Source organism: Paenibacillus aceris (genome assembly GCF_017874035.1).
In the GTDB taxonomy this organism is placed as follows: domain Bacteria; phylum Bacillota; class Bacilli; order Paenibacillales; family NBRC-103111; genus Paenibacillus_E; species Paenibacillus_E aceris.
This window is the reverse complement of record NZ_JAGGKV010000013.1, coordinates 50,779-69,270: the sequence shown is the minus strand read 5'-3', so window position 1 is coordinate 69,270 and position 18,492 is coordinate 50,779. Positions and strand designations below refer to the sequence as shown.

Genomic DNA, 18,492 nt, shown 5'->3' with positions numbered 1-18,492 from the left:
GGGTTGTTACAATTGGATGCGATCAAGAGGACTCGAACCTCCACGGGGGTAAGCCCACACGGACCTGAACCGTGCGCGTCTTCCAATTCCGCCATGATCGCGTATAGCTGTGCTAACAAAAATAAATATAACATGGGACTTGAAAGCTCGTCAACGAAACTTTTACAAATCATGCATAAATCCAAAGCCTACTCCTAACCCTATAGCCAAAGGAGGAATGAACATGGATAAGGAAGAAATTAAAGCCCTTGAACCGAAATATACAGGCAATGAGCGGCATCTCACAGAAGGTGAAGCTGAAGGAATCGTACATGATCCTAATTTCAAAAATGAAGAAAACGATACGGATGGCGTTGATGCCGTTACAGCCGGGCTTGCCTTCGGCGTATTCCGCAGATCATAGAAAAGATTGACAAAAAGACGCCCTGCAGCATCCTTACGGATCAGTAGGGCGTTTTCTCATACAATTGTCCCGATGCCATTATGGCTTCGTATACGGTTCTTCCAATCATGTACCCCAGCGCTGTGGCAGTACCGGCATAGCTGTACACGGGGCCACGGCATGTGGCAGCGATAAGCACGGCATCCGTTGTCGTTCCAGTTGCCGGCTCCCCATCGACTTCAACGCCTAACTCCTGAAGCGCAGCTGTCTTCGCCTCTGTGGCCGTGATAACCGCGTTGACCATCGCAGCATCGGTTAATTGTCCATTAATGACGATGATTGTGTTAATCGTGCCGGGATAAAGCGATGCAGCGGGCAGCTCAGCGCCAGCTCTGGCCTTGTTCCCGAGACCTACCGTGACCCATGCGCAAACATGAAGCCGGTCCGGCCCGTTCTCTTCGCTCTGGACCGCGCTATTACAACTTAGATCCCGAACAGTATCTCCCAGCCAGGTTAAGGTGCTGTAACCGACATCTTTCACCTTAGCCGCGGTAAGCATACCGGCTGTTTCCCGCGGATTCAACCCTTCGCGAACAATGAAAGCGTCCATCTCAACAAGCGGATCAGCTTCATTGTAATGCTTGTCTACCTGCCGATTCATCAGCGCTTTATGTATCCCGAATCCTCCGCCCCATGGCGAAGAATTCAACGTCCGCAACGGACCGTCGCTGCGAATTCGTACATAACTGCCATGCGCGGAATTTACCAAATCCATCTGAACTCCGCTGATTGGAATCCCTCTCACCTTCTGACGGGCAGTAGGAGCAGGTTCACCTGCTCCTTGTTTATTCAGATTCATCGGAAGCATCGTCCGGCTCGATAGGTTCTTGCGGAAGCATATATTCCGGGGGCCTTTCAGCCTCGTAGGGCTGATATACATAACTGCGGGAAAGTTTGACGACCCTGCGATTTTTTTTGCGGATTAAAACGCTCGCATCATCCCAAGCAACAACAATCCCACGAACATCGTTCCTAGGACTGACATCTCGAATAACGCGGAGCAAAGTGCTCTCAACGCGATAAAGATCCAATTGATCTTCCGTTATCATTCATTTTACCTCCAAACATCCGATTTAACACCTTTAGCATACACCAATTCCTGACTAGTTGAAACTTACATAAATCCGCTAGACTCGGGTTAACTTAAACATGACGAAGCAAATAACGCCATCTTAGCCATGGGGGTTTTGATATTGGACAAAAAAACATACTACGTTAACGTCGGCACGGGCGAAGTTCTTGAAGATAGCACTGCTCTAAATTATGAATTTGAAATATCCGCGACGGACGAGGAATTTGATCAGCTGCAGGAGCTCTTTGAGGAAACCGACAACACTTCTCAAGGCAGCTATGCGACCTCCTGGCTTCCTTGGAAAGTTTATTATTCCAATGAGACCAATCAAGAATATGATTACTATTTAACCGAGGTTTACCGAACCTTGCATCGATTAGGCAATGAACAAACAAGAAGGCATATTGAAAGCATGAATATTCTTCAGAATGGCGTCTAATCCCCATTCCTTTGTGCACCCTATATGGAAAGTAAAAAGGCCAACGCATCCATCATGGATCCATTGGCCTCTTGATTATGGGACTGGCTTTTAGCTTACATGTTCCTTTGAATCATTCGTCTCAAACCAGAAATCAAGGACTTTGCTTGACATTACACGTTTCTGAATATATTCCACTTGCGCCGCGGAAAATTGCTGCTCCCATTCAATGGTCAACTCTGTGCAGAGCTTCACGATCGTTAACAACTCAGACCAGGCCACATAGCGTTTGTACCAGAAAAATTGAGGATGTTCGATCATATACGGATATAGATCATCAAATTCTGTATGCTTACAATCAAGTGCGCGTTCAAAATGTGTTTTGGCTTCCCCAAGCTTAGTCATGAAATATTCAATGGAACCATTTTCGATACCCATAGATGTCAGCCTCCTCTCTTACCTTGTAACCATTATAATGGATAATTGGGTTTCAGGGAAGTCATCAACCAGATGTAAAATCAGTCAAAAGTGATTTGACCGTTGGCTAGCGAGGAAATCCGAGCTAGCGATTCCACACGAATGCCGCGATCTCTAATCGAACTTCCGCCTGACTGGAACGATTTCTCCACGGCAATACCGACACCGACCAATTCAGCCTCCGCTTTCTCGATAATCCGAATTAAGCCGCGTGCCGCGTCTCCATTCGCAATAAAATCATCGATGAGCAAAACGCGCTCCCCTTTGTGCAGTAAATGCGAGGAAACCATAATGTCCGTTACAATTCCTTTGGTAAAGGACGGTACACGTTCGCTATACGTATCTTGATCCATCGTCAATGTCTTTTTGCGGCGTGCAAAAATCATCGGTATCTCAAGATGCAAAGCTGTTGTAAACGCGATTGGAATCCCGGACGATTCCACGGTTAAGACCTTATCCGGCTTCGTTTCTCTAAACAATCTTGCAAATTCCCGACCCATCTCCATGGTCAGAACCGGATCCACTTGATGATTAAGAATGGCATCCAGCTTAAGTACTTTATCCGATACAACGACACCGACCTCTTGGATCCGCTGTTTTAACAATTCCATGTAACTGGCCCCCTTAATCCTGTCTATTATGAGTAAGTTACCATATTGATGAAGTAGGTTTCAAGTCCCAATTTACGAATATCGCTCATTGAAGTGAAACTTTTATCGCCTAATAGGTGTCTATATTCATATAGGGTTCAACTTTTCATATTTGTTTATAAATGCTCACATTTAGGCTGCTAGATCCATTGAGATTGACAGCCAGAACGCAGTATGATTAGTAATGTTGTTTTTTTACGATAAATATTCGGCAGAAAGGATAGATGATGATGAACAATGCTATGAGACCGATTTGGCTTGGCTTTGTGCCCGTTGCATTTGCTTCGCTTATCGTAGCTGGATGCCAAGATTCATCTGCTCCTTCCGCTCAGCCTACTATAGATCCATCGGTGTATGTGCAGAATCACAGCACATCCCCGGTCAGCACACCTCCAGCGCTTGTTGTGGTAACTCCGACGGCTTCGCCAACACCGGAAGACACGATCGCCAAACACGAAGCGCAAGTTGCGAACACGAACAAAACGGATTTGTCGGATCTGCCTCAAACCTCTGCAAGCGCAAAACCGACGTCAAAACCGAAGGTTAAAGACGAGGATGCCTATCAGTTGGAGAATCCGACCCTTATGGGTTTGAAGCTGGGAACGAGCAAGAAATTGGTACTGGACCGATTCGGCAAAGCAAAGAAACAATTCGTCATGGATGAAGACGACGATGCCGTTCAAGTCTATGACTTCGGTGATTTTTCCGTTGGCTTCAACGCCAAGGATGCCCTTGAGTTCGTTGATGTGCACTCCACCGAGATTGATCCCGGACTTCGCGGACTCCACCTTGGCCAGAAAGCGGAAGATGCCGTTGCTATTCTTGGCAAACCGAATTCAAATACCAAATACGTGCTTTCATACAAGTCACAAGGTACACTGTTGAAGATCGATATAGATCCGAGCGAAAACACGATTCAGTCCATTAAGCTTTTCGCAGATCGTTAATAAACCAAAGACCATGCCGTCTCCGTAAGGATGACACGCATGGTCTTTATTTGTGATTAGACCACTCTTCTTTTCCGGAACCGGAAATAAATCGCGATCACGACCGCAGCTACAACGACGATAACGATGAGACTGACACCCAAATATTTATGTATCAACTGGAACAACCCGTCCAAATTACTGCCGATAAAATGCCCCAAGGTGAGAAAAGTCGTACACCACAGCAGTGCCCCTGTCCCTGCATAAAGCATGTATTTGTAAAACTTAACTCCGCTTACCCCAGACAAATAGCACGTAAAATGGCGAACCCCCGGCACAAAATACCCGAAGAACACAGTCCAAAGTCCATATTTATGAAACCAGCCTTCCGCTCTTTCAATCCGGCCAGGTGTCAATTTAATCCATTTCCCATAACGGTGCAGGAATGGCTTGCCCACCCGATGACCAATGAGATAACTCACAATCATTCCCGTCATTGTACCGGCATAGATCACCATCAATGTAGGCGCATACTCGAATGGACCGCCAGGTGCGGTCAGAGAGCCGACAAAAGCCATCAAGGTTTCATCAGGGATCGGTACGCCAACAATGCCGGCAGATAACAAAAGGTAGAGTGCGATATAACCATAATGCCCAATAAAATCATAAAGAGCTTCCTTCACAAAAGACCCACTCCCACATTCTTTCATCTTCCAATTCATGTCCATTTTACCAAAAACGATGGCTTACCCCAAGTTAAAGTCATGCTACGGTCTTCACGAACATACCTTGTACTATACCAAACGAAAGAAAGCGGGGCAATCCATGCGAACAGGGTCACAGATCGTCCGAATTGCCTTTACCTATATTGGAACTGTCGTTGGAGCAGGTTTTGCTTCCGGACAAGAGATTTTGCAATTTTTTACACGCTATGGGTGGATTGCTTCATTGACTATCGCTTTATCCAGCGTTCTGTTCATATGGATTGGCATAAAACTCATGCTGATGGCTCATGAATTGAAAGCCTCCTCTTACGAGGATTTGAACCGTGTTATTTTTGGCCCGAAAATAGGGAATTGGATCAGCTTGTTTACCATGCTCGTCCTGTTCGGAATTACAACTGTCATGCTTGCCGGCGGCGGCACTGTTTTTGAGGAACAGCTTCATCTATCGTATCAAACAGGTCTTTTGGTCACCTTAGTCCTTTCCTATATCGTACTATCCCGAGGAATCGGGGCCATTATGACGGTCAATTCGATCGTTGTTCCCATCATGCTGCTTTTTAGTGTGGTGATCGTCGTTTATACGTGGCATTCTCCGTCTTCGGGTAATTGGTTGCGGATCACATCCGATGATTCACTCGGTAAAATATGGTTCGCCCCATTCCTCTATACGGCCTTCAATTTGGCCATGGCGCAAGCCGTCCTTGTCCCTATGGGAGCTTCCATTAAGAAACGATCGGATCTTTACTGGGGCGGACTCATCGGCGGGGCAGGCATCGGACTTCTGCTCCTCTCGGCCCACTATGCGCTTTCGGCGCAAATGCCCGGCATTGCTCAGTATGAAATTCCTATGGGAAATATCATTAACCGGCTGGGCTCTGTACCGCAAATCGCATATTTGCTCGTTATTTACGGAGAGATATTCACGACGTTTATTGCTGACGCGTATGGCTTGTCATTGCAATTGCAGCAACGCACGAAACTTAACCCTAAGCTATTGCTGATCAGCATCCTAGGTTTTAGCTATTTGGTCAGTCAAATTGGTTTTAAAACGCTGCTTGCCGCCCTGTACCCGGTATTCGGCTTAATTAGCGTGGTCTGGCTTGTGCTGATGATCTGGCGCAATCGCAACCGTGCGGTGTAAAGCACCGGTTTGGGCAAAGCCAAGAACCACAACCAAACGGGCAATCAATAAAAGCATACCCATTGCGCATAAAATAAGGCCAGTGAGCAAGTAGGAAAAATGAAAATTGGCCGCCGCCGTTTGATCGCGCATGATCGCAGACAGCTCAGCCAACAGCAGCAAAAGTCCAATGATAAACAGTCCGATCACCGCATAATCCATCACCGTCCACCGTGAAAAATATTTCACCGCGATCTCCACTTGGCTTAAAGCTGTTGGTGCAGAAGCCTGCTGACGCCAAAGCTGATGAACCATCCAAGCCGTATAAAGCGCAGCACCGGTTACAAATAAGCCCAAAAGGCCGCCGATGATCGCTAATAGCATATTCATGCCTGAATCCTCCCTTTCCTAAACGGTCGGCTATCCGTGCCGCAGCCCATAAATGAGAATAAGCGTTAAACCGAAGCAAAGAACAGGAAGCGCATAAAGCAGAGGGAACAGCATCCAGTCTGGAAGCTTCATTGCCGGCCGCCAGAGAAGTTGAAGCTGTCTATCGCCATCATCTTCCAGACTTTCCACCTGCTTCAGAGATTTAACCGATAATGCTTCCGAAGCCCCTTCATTCCATTCGATCTTCCCTTTTTTCCAACCGACCTGGTAAGTAATTTCCCGATGCTCTTTCTTCTTCTCGCTTCCTGGCTCCACTTTGATTCCTCCAGCTTTTTTCTTCAACGTATATGATCATTTACCGCTTCCCATGCCTTAGAGGACAACGATTTCACAAGTTTATTAATCGATGATCGGGTAGGATGCGTGCCGCCGCATCCCGCACATGTCCATGACATGTGAACAACAACACTTGGTGCCTGCTGCTCAAGTCCGCTAGAACTCGCAAACAGCTCTCCATCCGTTCCTCGTCGAAATTAACGAGAATATCATCCATGACGAGCGGCAGCACAGCTCTACCTGCGTATTCTTCCACAAGCGCGAAGCGCATGGATAAATAGAGCTGCTCCGCAGTACCCCGACTAAGTTGCCCCGTGTCCATCGACTGCCCGTTTGATCTAATCGCAACAAGACGTTGCTCCCCGAACGGCGCTTTGACATTCGTGAAAGCTCCATTGGTCATCTTAGCCAAATAATCGGAGGCGCGCAAAAGCACACCGGGCTGACGCTCCTGCTCATAAACCTCACGGGCTTTCTTCAATAGGAGGGAAGCAAAGGAAGCTACCGCATATTGATCTGCTTGCCCCCGGATCGAAGCCCTGTAAGCTTCGGCCTGAAGCAGGCCATCGGCGTGCTCGGAGCCTTGCTCCATCTGCTCGATATGCGCTGTAAGCTTACCGGCCGCTTCGCGAAGCTCATTCGTTTGGCTTGCGGCATCCGCAAGCTCCCGCTCAAGCGTCTCCAAACGGTAAGCCACAGCCGCTTCTCCTTGTGTCTCCAATAGCTGCGTATAACTGGCAAGTGAAGAACGGCCTAACAGAGCCTCCAGTGACGACTCCAACAGCTTTTGTTCTTCAGTAAGCTTCTTGCGCTCTTCTTGTCCCCTCTCTTGAAGGCGCAGCGCTTCGCCATCCTGTGCAGAAGCTTCCTGCAGCAAACAGGCGAGTCGCTCACTTGTGCGCTGCTCGGCATCGACGAGAAGCTGCAGCTCTTGTTCAACTTCCGCATAAAGCGCTTGGCCATGCTTCTGCTCAGCAAGCAGCTTCAGCTGCTCCTGTTCCTGCTCTTTCCAACGTTTAAGCGCAAATAGAGGCTCTTGTCCCGTGGAAAGCTGCAGCCGCAAAACGACTGCTTCCTCGTACTGTTCCACGTTTGTTAATAATGACGACAGCTTCGCTTCTAATTTATGGAGTTGCCGAAGATTGTCCTGCCCCTGCTCGATCATTTGAATCGTTTCCATAGCAGCATCAGGTGATAATCGTCCGTTTAAGCCGAGCGATATTAGCCAATCGCTCCAATCGCCCTGCAGCTGCTCCAGCTCGGCTGCAAGCTGTTCATACACAGCCACTCGCTGTCCTTCTTGGTGCTGTAAGGACTGCCGCATCTCCTTAGCATCCTGCAGTTTCTCTACTTTCCGAAGCTGCTGGCTGAGCTGTTGTTTGTTTTGCTCCACTTCTCTCATCCACACATCCAACTGTGGCTGGAAATTGTGAAGTGGGAGCATATCAGCGGTACTCACCTGCTGCGAGGGGTTGAAGGCGGATGTAGCCGCAGCTTCGCTAAAGCCATTTTGTACCTGCATTGTTTTCATATATGCTTGGATTTGTTCTTGTAAGCGACGCTCCAGCTCTCTAAGCTCCCGAGCCGCAGCCGCTTGGCCAAGAGACGTCTCCTCAGCAGGTGACGAAACCATGGCGCGGGATGATCTGTTGTCCGAAGTTGCCCGCTCCCCAAACCGGACGTAGCATGCCGCCCCGGCAAAAAGCAGGAACGCACAAACCGCTAGCGTCCAGTTCCCTTGCCAGCCCAACAGAACGGAGACGATTACCGCAAGCCCTGCGATGAGAGCAGCCATACGCCCACGAAGCTTACGAGAGGCGGCTTTGCCTGCTTTGGCGGCCTCCTCCAAGCTAAGCTTGAACTGGCTTTGTACGGCTTCACGCTCTTTGTGATATTGCACTTCCTTCACCAGAAGCTGCCATCCCGCGTAATCTCTTGCGATTCTCTGCAGCGTCGCCGAGGGATCGAGCCCTCCCGGAAGCGAAGGAGCTAACCGGACATCGGCCTCCAGCATGCGAATGCCGTCTTCCGCGCGAATGAGCTGCTGCTCCAGACTTTCCAGCTCTGTTCGAACACGCAGTTCATCCCCACGTCGCTTCTGGAACTGTTCCTTGTACCATCGTACTTGCTCGCGAAGAGGGATCGACACCGCAAAAGCGCCGACATCCAACCCCGTCCCGTCGTGAGCATCTATTTGTTTAAGCAGCCTGTCGATCTGCGCGCGCTGATGCTCCTGTTCCACGCGCAGCCCGGCCAAACCGCGCTTCTGCTCTTCATAGGTGGCTGCTTGCTCCAGCCAATGATTCAACTCCGTCTGATGCGCTAGCACATCAGGCTGGATGCGGATGGCGCTCAGCTGATCCGCCAAATCTTGCTGCCGCAGCCGAAGCCTCGTGCGCTCTCCATGGAGGCGCTCCAGCTCCGCCTCAAGCGCGTCCAGCCTCGCCGAGGCGTGCTCGGGGAAGCTAGCTAGCTCCGGCAGCGCCGCCAGCTCCTGGCCGATCTGACGCAGCCGGATCCATCCGCTGCGCGCCTTGCCGGCCAGGCTGAGCCGAAGCTGCTCCGCGCGCAGCGCCTCCTGCTGCTCCTCCAGTGCAGCAATGCGCGCCTCCGCGGCGCGGCGCTCTCCCTGCAGCCGGTCATAATCGGCTGCCAAGTCACGGCTGCGGCGCAGCGACTGCTCCAGCCCCTCCAGCTCCTTCAGGAGACGGTTCATCTCCTGATTGCGTCCGCGGGGTCTATACAGGCTTTCGGCCTGCGCCGCCAGTTTGCGCTCGGCCTCCATAATGGCCGAGCCGCTTACCCCAAGCCCAGCGCTATATAAGTAGCCGCTGAGCTCATCCGTCTGCAGGGTGCGGAGCTCCTGCAGCTCGGTTAGCCCAAAAGCGAACAAGCTGCGGAAGAGGTCGGCCGACAGGCCGCCCAGCAGCGTGTTCAGCAGCTCCTCGCCCCCGGTGGTGCCATCACCGAGGGTAACCTTAACGAGCCCCGCAGAGGCTCGTCTGCCGCCTGCGGCGGGCGCGTCATAGCGCTCGACGCGAATCAATTGACCCTGCTCGTCCTGCAGGGTCAGGGCGCCTCCATGGGCGCCGCCGCCCAGCGGCTCGTAGCGTTCCGACCGGTTCTGACGGGTCGGAAAGCCGAACAGCACCGCGCGGATGAAGCCCATGAGCGTGCTCTTGCCCGCTTCATTGGCGCCATAGAAGAGCGCCAACGGGGTGTCGGTGTCGAGCTGCCGCTGGCGCAGGCTGCCGAAACCCTCCACCTGGATGGATACGATCTTCATCCAGGCCACCCCCCATCCGCGGACAGCAAGTCCGCGGCCAGCTCTTCTGCAGCGCGCAGCCATTCGCGCAGCCGCTCGGGATCAGCCGCAGCCGGGTTTCCCGCTGCCTGCGGCAAGCTTTGCAGCGCGGCGAGCGCTTCGCCGGCGAATTCTTGCAGCGCGGCCTCATCGGTGCGCAGCGCTGCCGAAATCCGCAGGAGATCGCCGAGGAAGCTCTTCTCCTGCTGCAGTGCCTCCAGATCGAGCATGCTTGCCGTTCGGTCCTCAATCGACTCCACCCAGACGAAGCGGCTTCTCTCCGCTTCGTCCAAACGCAGTTCAGCCGTCAGCTCTTGAAGCAGACGCCCTTTGCGGAGCAGGGCGGATACCGCGCCGCGTCCTTCCAGAATAATTCGGACAACTGCGTCACGCCCGTCTGCCTCAGTCCTCATCTTCTCCAGCAGTTCGTCTATCTTGTCTTTTAATTCCTGCTCCGTCAGAATGCCCGTAACGGAGAGCCGCTGTTGAAACCAACGAACTTGATCTAGTGAACGGAAGACGAGATCAGCTCGTCCATCTTCCGACATCTCTACGATATAACAACCTCGCGGCCCTGTTTCCCGGATATTCCTTCCTTGCAGGTTCCCCGGGTATACAATAGCAGGCTGCTCATGAAGCACATTTCTTGTATGTACATGGCCTAATGCCCAATAATGCATACCCGCCTTCAGCAAATCTTGCTTGCTGCATGGCGCATAATTATCATGAGCAGGGTCACCATCGACATTCGTATGTAAAAGCGCGATTTGAGCCGCATCTTCATAACCTGCCTTAAATTGCAGGGCTAAATTATCCGTAACCGCTGAGTTGCGATACGATATCCCATGAATTTGGGCAATGACGCCTCGATCCGGCTTTGCCACCGTCAGCGTCTCCACCTCATCGCACGCAAAAAAATGGACGTCTGCCGGCCAAACCAACTTTGCGGCGCGTCCATCCTCCGGGTCATGATTTCCATGAATAATAAATGTAGGGATCCCTTTCGCGGCTAACAGCTCCAGTGCTTTCTGAAAGCGAATTTGCGCGCGAAGGGAACGATCCGACAAATCGTAAACATCCCCGCTAATCAGAACAAAATCCACCTGCTCTTGTATTGCTGCCGCCACGAGCTCCTTGAGCGCGCCAAACGTCGATTCGCGCATTCGCTCACGAACTCGTTCAGGCAGCGCCGACATGCCCTTGAACGGGGAATCCAGATGCAAGTCGGCGGCATGCATAAACCGCAGTCGTTTCATGTCTCTAACGCCTTCCTGCTTTAGCTTTTTTCGTTCTGCTCTCCCTGAGCATCCGTTGTATTTTCCTCTGCTTGATAGCTCTCATACACACTTTTCAGCTGCCTAAGCACACGATTCAAAGAATAGGTCTTTTTAGCCTTCTCCCACGCCGTACGCGCCAGATTGTAGCGGAATGTCGGATCAATGACGACTTTCTCCAAGGCGTGGCTTAACGCCATAGCATCGCCAACAGGCACGAGCAAACCGTTATGCCCGTGTTCAATTTGCTCGGCTATCCCTCCGACATCGGTACCGATCAAAGCTAGCCAGCATAATGCGGCTTCAGCAAATACGGAACCGAATGCTTCCGCGCGAGACGGCAGTACGAAAACGTCAAAGAACGGCATGAATTCCTCTGGATGCAGCATGTAGCCATAAAATATCGTGTCTTCATAAATATTTTGTTCAATGGCCAATTTCTCCAGTTGTTCCCGGCTTGGTCCATCCCCAATAATATGTAAAACGAAAGGATGACCTCGCTTTTTCAGCTCTCCGCAAGCGATCAGCAGCGTATCCAATCCTTTCGCAGGAACCAGACGACAAACCGTAATAAATTGTGTCACGGCGTTTTCATGGGAAATCGGACGGAAACGCTTCTCATCAAATCCGTTCGGGATGACCCCGATCCTTTCGCTGTCCTGCACAAACTCTGAAATGTATTGCTTGAACGAATTCGACACCGTGATGATCTGATCGACCTTTGATTCAAGCTCCCCATAGATCTGAGTAAGGAACTGATGCTCTACGCCATTCTCCTGTATCCGTCCGTTCAAAACGAGCTCTCGCTCAAAACTGGAGTGAATGGTCAGAATCACCGGCGTTGCCGGATAAATTTGCTTCATTGCCAGCGCTGCAATCGGATGATGCGCATGGATAATATCATATTTCTTGGTCAATCTTAGCTTCGTCCACCATACATAATCCTTGAAAGTCTGAATGTATTTATCAACGATCGGGTTTCCGGCATACTTCCGCCAATCGAAAGTGGCGAATTCCACTTCCTCTGTGCCCTTATTGCGAATCCGCTTAGGCAGCGAAAATAGTTCCATTTCCCATCCCTTTTTATTAAAACGGTCCAATATATAGGGAACCATGGATGACACCCCACCCGGTTGTTCCGGGGGGAAAAACAATGCTTGCAAGATGTTCATTGCATGAGCCCCTCTCCCAAAGCCTTGAGCTTTCCTTCTTATTGTAACTTGTGCGCGCCGAATAGAAAAGAGAACAACTATCGAGCCCTATGAATCGATTCTATCCCTCTTTTCCATTTTCCTTTATAATAGAGTGACTACTTGTCGAAAAATAGGTTTTTTTGGGGGAAAGCATGAACACTGTTGATCTCTTGTTCGGTGATTTAGCTTCATTATTATCGAATGCTATTGTGTTGGTCATTGTTACACTTATGTTCGTCATTTCTCTTCGATTATTTCTCGATCGTCGTAAAAAAGGCTACATGTCCATGACCTTCTCGCTTGTTTTCGTTGGCATTCATTATCTGCTCAAGTTATACGTCTTGCTCACAGCTTTAAATACGAGCTTAACGGCTTACTCGCTGCTTATGCTGAAAATTGTCTCGTTTGTACTCCTCAACTTCGGGATCTATCAATTATACAATCGCACGCACCGCAAACAGTACATATTCTTCTATGGCTTAATTATCATGGGTTTCGTCGTTTCTATTCTTCATTTTAGCGTGCCGCAAATGTATAACGGAACGATTCAGCAGGTCCGGATGCTGCAGGACATTGGTCTTGAGCTGTATGTCTTTGTGCTGATCTTCCTCTGCTTTTACATGATTCCTCCCTATATCGGCCAACAGGTGAAATATCAATCAGCGCTTACGATCTATTTTTTCATCCAATCCTGTCATCTTATTAATGTATATATGTATGGCGATGCGCAGATTTGGCTAACCGTGGCGGGTAATATTTTGCCCATTGTCTTCTATTTCGTATTATTTACCTTACTGTTCGATCGTGTTGTTGAACTGATGCAGGCTATTTACAATTCGTCTATCACGGACGGGCTAACCCGCTTGTACAACCGCAAGTTTTTCTATAATCGTGTCACACAGTACGTCGGGAGACATCTTCCCGTGTATATCTTGTTCAGTGACATTGATAATTTCAAGAAATTGAATGATACAAAGGGTCATCAGATGGGCGACGATGTGCTGAAGCAAGTGGCTCAAATCATGAAGGAAGAAGTCGAGGAATGCGGCATAGCCGGCCGCTATGGCGGGGAAGAAATGGTGCTTATGGTCACGGACCCTAGTGTCAAAATGGATGCATTTGCGGAACGCGTTCGCAGCCGGATTGAAAAGGAAACCATCGTTACCGCCAGTATCGGGTATAGTAAATATAAAAACGGCGTAAGCGCCGAGGAACTCATCAAGCAAGCGGATGAGGCTATGTATAAAGCGAAAACAACCGGGAAAAACAAGGTCGTCAAATATGCCTAGCCTGCCTAACCTGATGGTTTAATCAAGCACCTGCACCTGCATACTCGCCCCACCCGATTTAAGAGAACTCCATTCCCTTATTCAGGCGAAATGCGAGATTTCGAGGGCTGAAGGGGAACTACAGGGTCTTAATTCAGCTAAATCTGGCGCTTATCTGTCCAGAATGGGAAATAGCGGACCCCAGTTCCCTTGCCCTCGCCCATTGGGCTCCTTTTGGCAAAATAGCGGATTGTAGTGCCCCTACCTGCCTGTGATATGCATGGAAACTCGCCGTCTCCGAATGAAATTCAGGGTACATTTCGCCCACCCCAACCTCATTCTCAAAGAAAGGGCTGTCCCCCGGGTCAATACATGACCTTCGAGACAGCCCTTCGTTCTACTCGTCGTCCGCTTCCAGCACATGCTCTTTGCAAAATGCTTCCACTGCCGCGACTTCATCATCCTCTAGATCAAAATCCAAGTAAATTTGCGTCGTTTTCTCATAAAGCTCGTATTTCAACAGACCTGACTTGCCTTCGTCCACGTTATAAATGGCGCGAATATACAATCCGCTCTCGGAGTATAACTCATCATCTTCCTCGACTTCGATATCTATGAGAAATTCGTATCGCTGCCCGCTCAAAATGCCAAACGGATCTTTGATCACTTCAACGGTATAACTCGTAATCGTAAACATCGTATCCCCCCTTTTTCATCTGCAGGCTATAGTATACCTGATTCTGGGAAGAATCGCACACAACAGCAGAAAGAAGCCCGCAGATTCACCTTTAATTAAAAGGAACCTGCGGTGCCTTATCTCAATATGGAGGATAGCCCTATTTTCCCTACCTTCAACCTGCTAAGACAAACCATTCATGATTCCCGTAGGACTGATCTCAGGATGACGCGAGCCCGTCCAGTGTAAACGTTGTAAATTTGATGGTCATCTCTTTGGTTTCAGAAAAATCGCTTTCATACAGCAGTGCAATATCCCCATTAGCCAAGACCGTCAAACAGCTATACGAAAACGTATAGGCATCGACCTCTTTGGCATACTTCCAGGTGCTTCCTCCGTCTTCGCTCAAACGGATCGTCCCGTTTCTCCGCTTGTTGGGATCCGCTGGATTGGCAAACAAAACTCTTGTTTTTCCGTCTCCCATGTCCGGATAAGTGATTACGCTAGATTGGCAAACCGGGTCCAATAACACCTGATCATACTTCGTATCACTCCAGGTCTCACCGCCATCCATGCTCATTGCCACAGCGGTACGATGCAGACCGGCATGGTTTCTCATATAAACGCGCAGCCCGCCATCCGGAAGTTCAATTACCTGCGATTCGGTCAAATCCGCACCCTCCGCGCTTAATGTCTCTGCCATCATCGTTTGCCCGATGAACGTTCTTCCATCATTCGGAGAGGCACCTCTGCGCCAGCTTTTCCCATGGTCATCGCTGAAAATAACAGCGCATGACATTTTTCCATGGTGATTCGAAAAATAAATCGGGAAGACAAGCCTTCCTTTGTAATCACCACGCTGGATCTGAATGCCTCTTCCGGGCCCTGCCCCAATAAATGCCATCCAGGCTTCTTTCACCGCGGGATTTAACTCGATCGGCCTCGACCATGTCAGACCGTCATCATCACTTTTAATGATTTGCAAAAAAGATGTTCTCGCTTCTAATAACGTTTCATCGGGGTCTATCCCTTTTTTCAGAAAAATATTGCCCTTTGTCCCCCCGTCAACATGAACGTTTCCTTCTTCATCAACCGTGAAAGGGGTCATCTCTCCTTGGCTATTGGCCACATGACCGTTCGGAAGCAGTCGATAGGCGCTCCCACTGCTGTCAAATAGCAGTCTTTCGGCGTTCTCGCTAAACCCCGTTCCTATCTCGGAGGACCTTAGGCCAATCCCCCCAGGTGTATGTGAAAATAGCATCCAAATCGTTCCTGTCACTTCGTCCTCGAGCAGAGCGGTGTCGATCGCTGCCGCCCCGTCCCGTCCTTCTCCCGGATAGGACACAAGCTCCTGCACATCATCCCATGTCATTCCATTATCCCTACTTCGTCTTATTGCTGTATTGATTTTATTGGGATTATCCAAGCTGTTGCTTATACGCGCATCGATGCCGGCAATAATTGTTCCTCTTGAAGTCGTGATCATGGATGGGATTCGATAGGTCGCCGATCCAGCTAACCCCGGATAAAATAAAGAAATCGCTTCGCTTTTTTTCATGAGATACACATCCTATTTTTTATTTTTGATTGAGCAAATCGATGACTTTCGGCGCCTTATCAAGTTCGGCCAAAATTTCTTTTCCCCCGCTGTTCAAATAATTCTGAACATATTTATCCCATTCCTTATCGATATCGACTTGTCCGGCAATGGCTTTCAATCGGAATTCATTCACGATCGTATTCAGTTGACCGCTGTATTGTTTGTTGAGATCGGCATATTTCGTTTGGTTCATCAAATCCCATTTGAAAGGTCTGATTTCCATCTTCTTCAACACGTCCGGTTTGCCGAAGAAATCATTTTTCAACTTGGTCGTTGCTTCGGAGGTCTGATAGGACGCCCGTCTATCATCGTACGATCTGAAGTTATATGCCCAGAAGCCCATATTCCCTTCGTTCTCTGGGTACTCTGGCTTGACTTTAATCTCCGATTTCTCCGGAGTTCCCTGCCATGTGGAATGGGTACCGATATCTCCGTAAAGTGTCCAGCGGGAATCGTCATCAAAGTTGATATAATCGAAAATTTGCAGAATACGCGCCAGCTGCTCATCCGTCACTTTCTTGGAAATGTAGAAAGCATCGCCCAGCCTGTTAACTGGAGTGAAGGCGCCTTCCCCTTGCTGCCCGTTCGGGCCGATCTCGGGTGCGGTCACGAGTAATTTAACGGCGGGGTCCTTCTCTACAATGTTTGCCGGAGCACGTCCCTTCGTCCAAGCGTCCATACCGACATAAGCAGGCTGCGCCGGATAATAACCGGTTTTGCCGAGCTTGAATTTCTCCCAGCTCTTGTTCACGTCGATCGTCGTCCACTCTGGATCGATCAAGCCTTCTTTGTTCCATCTCGCCATCATCTTCAAGAACTCTTTGTATTTATCGGAAATTTCAGCGGCAGTCAGTTTGCCGTTCTCCTCCAGGTTGTAGCCGCTAGCTACCCCGTATGCCCCAAGCAGCGTGCTTCCCCAGGCAGTAAACGAATTGTTGAACGGCAGCATGCCATAAGTATCGTTTTTCCCGTTGCTGTCCGGGTCCTTCTGGGCGAAAGCCTTTAGGATTTCTTCCGTCTGCTCCAGCGTATATGCCTTATCCGTGAAGTAAATCCGTTCCAGGCCTCCGCTTGTGCCAATAGGTTTAATGTCGCCCGGCGGCTTAATCCCCAGTTTCTCAAGCCAATCGAGCCGGAAGGTTGGAGCCCATATTAAATTTTTGGTATGTCCCTGATAACCGACGAGAGCTAAATATTCGTCTTTTTTGCCCGGCGCAATATTCATATCCCAGCCCGGCACATTCTCATCCAGCATTTTGGAATAACGGGGCGCGTATTTCTTCAGCATCTCTTTCGGGACCGTTCTCGTCAGGCCGTTTTCGTAAAATTCCAACGCCGACAGGGACTGCACCGTAAAAGAAAACGTATCCGGCAAATCTCCAGATGCGACCAGCAATTGCACCTGGTCTTTGTTAAACGTATCCACCTTCACGTTGCTGATCTTGATATTGTACTTTTCTTCCAATTTCTTCTGTACCCAGTTCCCGTCCTCAATCTTCCCTCTTGTAAAAGATCCTGTCAGCCTTAAATTAAGCTGCTTGGCGAAGTCCCCCGGCGCAGGCAGCCCCGAAGCTGTATCTCCTTGCGCCTGGCCTGTTGAGCTGACGCCGGATGCCTCTTGCTGACTGCACCCTACCGATCCGATCACTAGCGATCCGGCAAGCATCGCCGAATATAAAACCTTGAATCGAATTTGCATATAAACTGCCTCCCCTATATTTGTCTTATCGGTTCGCGACTGTTACTAACCTTTTAAAGAGCCGATCATAATGCCCTTGATGAAATATTTCTGCGCGAACGGGTAAATGAGAATGATCGGACCAATCGACATCATAACCGTCGCTGCACGAACATTGCTCAGCAATAAATTGGTATTTGTCGCCCCGCCGCCGCCGAATTGTGTCTGCGACAAATCCAAAGCAACGATCATTTGCCTGACAATCATCTGCAGAACCGTTTTGGAAGGGTCGCGAATATAGATCATTGCATCAAACCATGCGTTCCAGTGCCCCACCGCCGCCCACAGCGCAACTGTCGCAATGACCGGTTTGGACAAGGGGACGATAATCTTGGTCAAAATCTTGAAATAACCGGCTCCATCCATCAACGCCGACTCCTCAATCGCTTTATCGAGCGTCATCAAATAATTGCGCATAATGATAATCGAGAACACATTAACCGCCCCGGGTAAAATGAGTGCAAGACGGTTATCAAGCAGACCTAAATTTTTAATCAATAAGTAGGTGGGGATCATTCCCCCCGAGAAGAACATGGCGATAAGGAAAAAGGCTGTGAAGTAGTTACGGAAAGGCAGATCTTTCTTGGATAACGGATAAGCGACCAGTAAGGTAAAAAAAACGATGAGCGCCGTACCGATAACGGTTCGAAGGATCGTATTCAGATAGGCGGACGTAATGTTTTGATAGCTAAAAACGAACTGATAGGCAACCGTTACCCATTGCTCCGGCCATAGATGAATGCCAAGTGTTGAGGCGCCATTCGCATCCGAGAAGGACAGAACGAACGTTTGCCAGAACGGATATAGGACTGCGAGTGAAAATAAGCTAATGCCTAACATATTTAAAGTGTCAAAAATGGATAATCGCGTTTTGAGCATTCCC

The 18,492-nt window shown here is 49.4% G+C and carries 19 protein-coding genes and 1 tRNA gene; 5 read left to right on the top strand and 15 right to left on the bottom strand.

Going from position 1 to position 18,492, the window contains the following annotated elements; genetic code table 11:
• Positions 1 to 17: 17 nt before the first annotated feature.
• Positions 18 to 101, bottom strand: a tRNA-Leu gene (locus J2Z65_RS22060).
• 122 nt (positions 102 to 223) lie between these two features.
• Here J2Z65_RS22060 and J2Z65_RS22055 point away from each other — a divergent pair.
• Positions 224 to 403 (top strand): hypothetical protein, encoded by a 180-nt coding sequence (locus J2Z65_RS22055; protein ID WP_167058343.1) that lies wholly within the window; start codon positions 224 to 226, stop codon positions 401 to 403.
• A gap of 40 nt (positions 404 to 443) precedes the next feature.
• On the opposite strand, the gene J2Z65_RS22050 is transcribed toward J2Z65_RS22055, so the two are convergent.
• Both J2Z65_RS22050 and J2Z65_RS22045 read right to left on the bottom strand, forming a co-directional pair.
• On the bottom strand, positions 444 to 1,241 hold the full coding sequence (locus J2Z65_RS22050; RefSeq protein ID WP_167058340.1) for an adenosylcobinamide amidohydrolase: 798 nt from the start codon (positions 1,239 to 1,241) through the stop codon (positions 444 to 446).
• Positions 1,228 to 1,491: a hypothetical protein gene (locus tag J2Z65_RS22045; RefSeq protein WP_167058337.1), complete on the bottom strand. Its 264-nt coding sequence runs from the start codon at positions 1,489 to 1,491 to the stop codon at positions 1,228 to 1,230. Before J2Z65_RS22045 ends, J2Z65_RS22050 begins: the two co-directional genes overlap by 14 nt.
• Before the next feature lie 144 nt (positions 1,492 to 1,635).
• On the opposite strand from J2Z65_RS22045, the gene J2Z65_RS22040 reads away from it, so the two are divergent.
• Positions 1,636 to 1,953 carry a hypothetical protein gene (locus tag J2Z65_RS22040; RefSeq protein WP_167058334.1) on the top strand — a complete coding sequence of 106 codons (318 nt, stop codon included), beginning with the start codon at positions 1,636 to 1,638 and terminating at the stop codon, positions 1,951 to 1,953.
• A 90-nt stretch (positions 1,954 to 2,043) separates the two neighbouring features.
• Here J2Z65_RS22040 and J2Z65_RS22035 read toward each other — a convergent pair whose 3' ends face one another.
• Both J2Z65_RS22035 and J2Z65_RS22030 read right to left on the bottom strand, forming a co-directional pair.
• A complete protein-coding gene (locus J2Z65_RS22035) occupies positions 2,044 to 2,370 on the bottom strand; it encodes a hypothetical protein (RefSeq protein ID WP_079413697.1) in 327 nt (108 codons plus the stop codon).
• 80 nt (positions 2,371 to 2,450) lie between these two features.
• Positions 2,451 to 3,020, bottom strand: coding sequence for a xanthine phosphoribosyltransferase (locus J2Z65_RS22030; RefSeq protein ID WP_167058331.1), 570 nt, complete (start codon positions 3,018 to 3,020; stop codon positions 2,451 to 2,453).
• A gap of 263 nt (positions 3,021 to 3,283) precedes the next feature.
• On the opposite strand from J2Z65_RS22030, the gene J2Z65_RS22025 reads away from it, so the two are divergent.
• Positions 3,284 to 4,006 (top strand): hypothetical protein, encoded by a 723-nt coding sequence (locus J2Z65_RS22025; RefSeq protein WP_167058328.1) that lies wholly within the window; start codon positions 3,284 to 3,286, stop codon positions 4,004 to 4,006.
• Positions 4,007 to 4,062: 56 nt separating this feature from the next.
• Here J2Z65_RS22025 and J2Z65_RS22020 read toward each other — a convergent pair whose 3' ends face one another.
• A complete protein-coding gene (locus tag J2Z65_RS22020; protein WP_338111679.1) occupies positions 4,063 to 4,668 on the bottom strand; it encodes a DedA family protein in 606 nt (201 codons plus the stop codon).
• 142 nt (positions 4,669 to 4,810) lie between these two features.
• Here J2Z65_RS22020 and J2Z65_RS22015 point away from each other — a divergent pair, with 142 nt between their 5' ends.
• Positions 4,811 to 5,851: a YkvI family membrane protein gene (locus J2Z65_RS22015; protein WP_167058325.1), complete on the top strand. Its 1,041-nt coding sequence runs from the start codon at positions 4,811 to 4,813 to the stop codon at positions 5,849 to 5,851.
• On the opposite strand, the gene J2Z65_RS22010 is transcribed toward J2Z65_RS22015, so the two are convergent.
• The 5 genes from J2Z65_RS22010 to J2Z65_RS21990 all read right to left on the bottom strand — a co-directional run bounded on the left by J2Z65_RS22010 (position 5,792) and on the right by J2Z65_RS21990 (position 12,306).
• Complete coding sequence (locus J2Z65_RS22010; RefSeq protein WP_167058322.1) at positions 5,792 to 6,220, bottom strand: hypothetical protein; 429 nt, start codon at positions 6,218 to 6,220, stop codon at positions 5,792 to 5,794. The genes J2Z65_RS22015 and J2Z65_RS22010 overlap by 60 nt on opposite strands.
• A 30-nt stretch (positions 6,221 to 6,250) precedes the next feature.
• Entirely contained in the window at positions 6,251 to 6,535 is a 285-nt protein-coding gene (locus J2Z65_RS22005; protein WP_167058319.1) for a hypothetical protein, read from the bottom strand.
• A gap of 73 nt (positions 6,536 to 6,608) precedes the next feature.
• A complete protein-coding gene (locus J2Z65_RS22000; RefSeq protein ID WP_167058316.1) occupies positions 6,609 to 9,842 on the bottom strand; it encodes an AAA family ATPase in 3,234 nt (1,077 codons plus the stop codon).
• A complete protein-coding gene (locus J2Z65_RS21995; RefSeq protein ID WP_167058313.1) occupies positions 9,839 to 11,116 on the bottom strand; it encodes a metallophosphoesterase family protein in 1,278 nt (425 codons plus the stop codon). The genes J2Z65_RS22000 and J2Z65_RS21995 overlap by 4 nt, the downstream gene beginning before the upstream one ends.
• A 20-nt stretch (positions 11,117 to 11,136) precedes the next feature.
• Entirely contained in the window at positions 11,137 to 12,306 is a 1,170-nt protein-coding gene (locus J2Z65_RS21990) for a glycosyltransferase family 4 protein (RefSeq protein WP_167058310.1), read from the bottom strand.
• Positions 12,307 to 12,479: 173 nt separating this feature from the next.
• On the opposite strand from J2Z65_RS21990, the gene J2Z65_RS21985 reads away from it, so the two are divergent.
• Positions 12,480 to 13,616, top strand: a complete 1,137-nt coding sequence (locus J2Z65_RS21985) for a GGDEF domain-containing protein (RefSeq protein WP_167058307.1) — start codon at positions 12,480 to 12,482, stop codon at positions 13,614 to 13,616.
• Positions 13,617 to 13,992: 376 nt separating this feature from the next.
• Here J2Z65_RS21985 and J2Z65_RS21980 read toward each other — a convergent pair whose 3' ends face one another.
• The 4 genes from J2Z65_RS21980 to J2Z65_RS21965 form a co-directional block, all read right to left on the bottom strand.
• On the bottom strand, positions 13,993 to 14,292 hold the full coding sequence (locus J2Z65_RS21980; RefSeq protein ID WP_167058304.1) for a DUF6509 family protein: 300 nt from the start codon (positions 14,290 to 14,292) through the stop codon (positions 13,993 to 13,995).
• Positions 14,293 to 14,491: 199 nt separating this feature from the next.
• Entirely contained in the window at positions 14,492 to 15,829 is a 1,338-nt protein-coding gene (locus J2Z65_RS21975; protein WP_167058301.1) for a sialidase family protein, read from the bottom strand.
• A 19-nt stretch (positions 15,830 to 15,848) separates the two neighbouring features.
• Positions 15,849 to 17,570: a type 2 periplasmic-binding domain-containing protein gene (locus J2Z65_RS21970; protein ID WP_167058298.1), complete on the bottom strand. Its 1,722-nt coding sequence runs from the start codon at positions 17,568 to 17,570 to the stop codon at positions 15,849 to 15,851.
• A 45-nt stretch (positions 17,571 to 17,615) separates the two neighbouring features.
• A complete protein-coding gene (locus tag J2Z65_RS21965) occupies positions 17,616 to 18,488 on the bottom strand; it encodes a carbohydrate ABC transporter permease (RefSeq protein ID WP_240159698.1) in 873 nt (290 codons plus the stop codon).
• Positions 18,489 to 18,492 lie beyond the last annotated feature (4 nt).

Excerpts from the sequence above, each read along its gene's own strand:
- J2Z65_RS22055 (WP_167058343.1), top strand. The coding sequence starts at position 224 with ATGGATAAGGAAGAAATTAAAGCCCTTGAACCGAAATATACAGGCAAT.
- J2Z65_RS22050 (WP_167058340.1), bottom strand. The coding sequence starts at position 1,241 with ATGAATCTGAATAAACAAGGAGCAGGTGAACCTGCTCCTACTGCCCGT.
- J2Z65_RS22045 (WP_167058337.1), bottom strand. The coding sequence starts at position 1,491 with ATGATAACGGAAGATCAATTGGATCTTTATCGCGTTGAGAGCACTTTG.
- J2Z65_RS22035 (WP_079413697.1), bottom strand. The coding sequence starts at position 2,370 with ATGGGTATCGAAAATGGTTCCATTGAATATTTCATGACTAAGCTTGGG.
- J2Z65_RS22030 (WP_167058331.1), bottom strand. The coding sequence starts at position 3,020 with ATGGAATTGTTAAAACAGCGGATCCAAGAGGTCGGTGTCGTTGTATCG.
- J2Z65_RS22025 (WP_167058328.1), top strand. The coding sequence starts at position 3,284 with ATGATGATGAACAATGCTATGAGACCGATTTGGCTTGGCTTTGTGCCC.
- J2Z65_RS22015 (WP_167058325.1), top strand. The coding sequence starts at position 4,811 with ATGCGAACAGGGTCACAGATCGTCCGAATTGCCTTTACCTATATTGGA.
- J2Z65_RS22010 (WP_167058322.1), bottom strand. The coding sequence starts at position 6,220 with ATGAATATGCTATTAGCGATCATCGGCGGCCTTTTGGGCTTATTTGTA.
- J2Z65_RS22000 (WP_167058316.1), bottom strand. The coding sequence starts at position 9,842 with ATGAAGATCGTATCCATCCAGGTGGAGGGTTTCGGCAGCCTGCGCCAG.
- J2Z65_RS21995 (WP_167058313.1), bottom strand. The coding sequence starts at position 11,116 with ATGAAACGACTGCGGTTTATGCATGCCGCCGACTTGCATCTGGATTCC.
- J2Z65_RS21990 (WP_167058310.1), bottom strand. The coding sequence starts at position 12,306 with ATGAACATCTTGCAAGCATTGTTTTTCCCCCCGGAACAACCGGGTGGG.
- J2Z65_RS21985 (WP_167058307.1), top strand. The coding sequence starts at position 12,480 with ATGAACACTGTTGATCTCTTGTTCGGTGATTTAGCTTCATTATTATCG.
- J2Z65_RS21980 (WP_167058304.1), bottom strand. The coding sequence starts at position 14,292 with ATGTTTACGATTACGAGTTATACCGTTGAAGTGATCAAAGATCCGTTT.
- J2Z65_RS21975 (WP_167058301.1), bottom strand. The coding sequence starts at position 15,829 with ATGAAAAAAAGCGAAGCGATTTCTTTATTTTATCCGGGGTTAGCTGGA.
- J2Z65_RS21970 (WP_167058298.1), bottom strand. The coding sequence starts at position 17,570 with ATGCAAATTCGATTCAAGGTTTTATATTCGGCGATGCTTGCCGGATCG.
- J2Z65_RS21965 (WP_240159698.1), bottom strand. The coding sequence starts at position 18,488 with ATGCTCAAAACGCGATTATCCATTTTTGACACTTTAAATATGTTAGGC.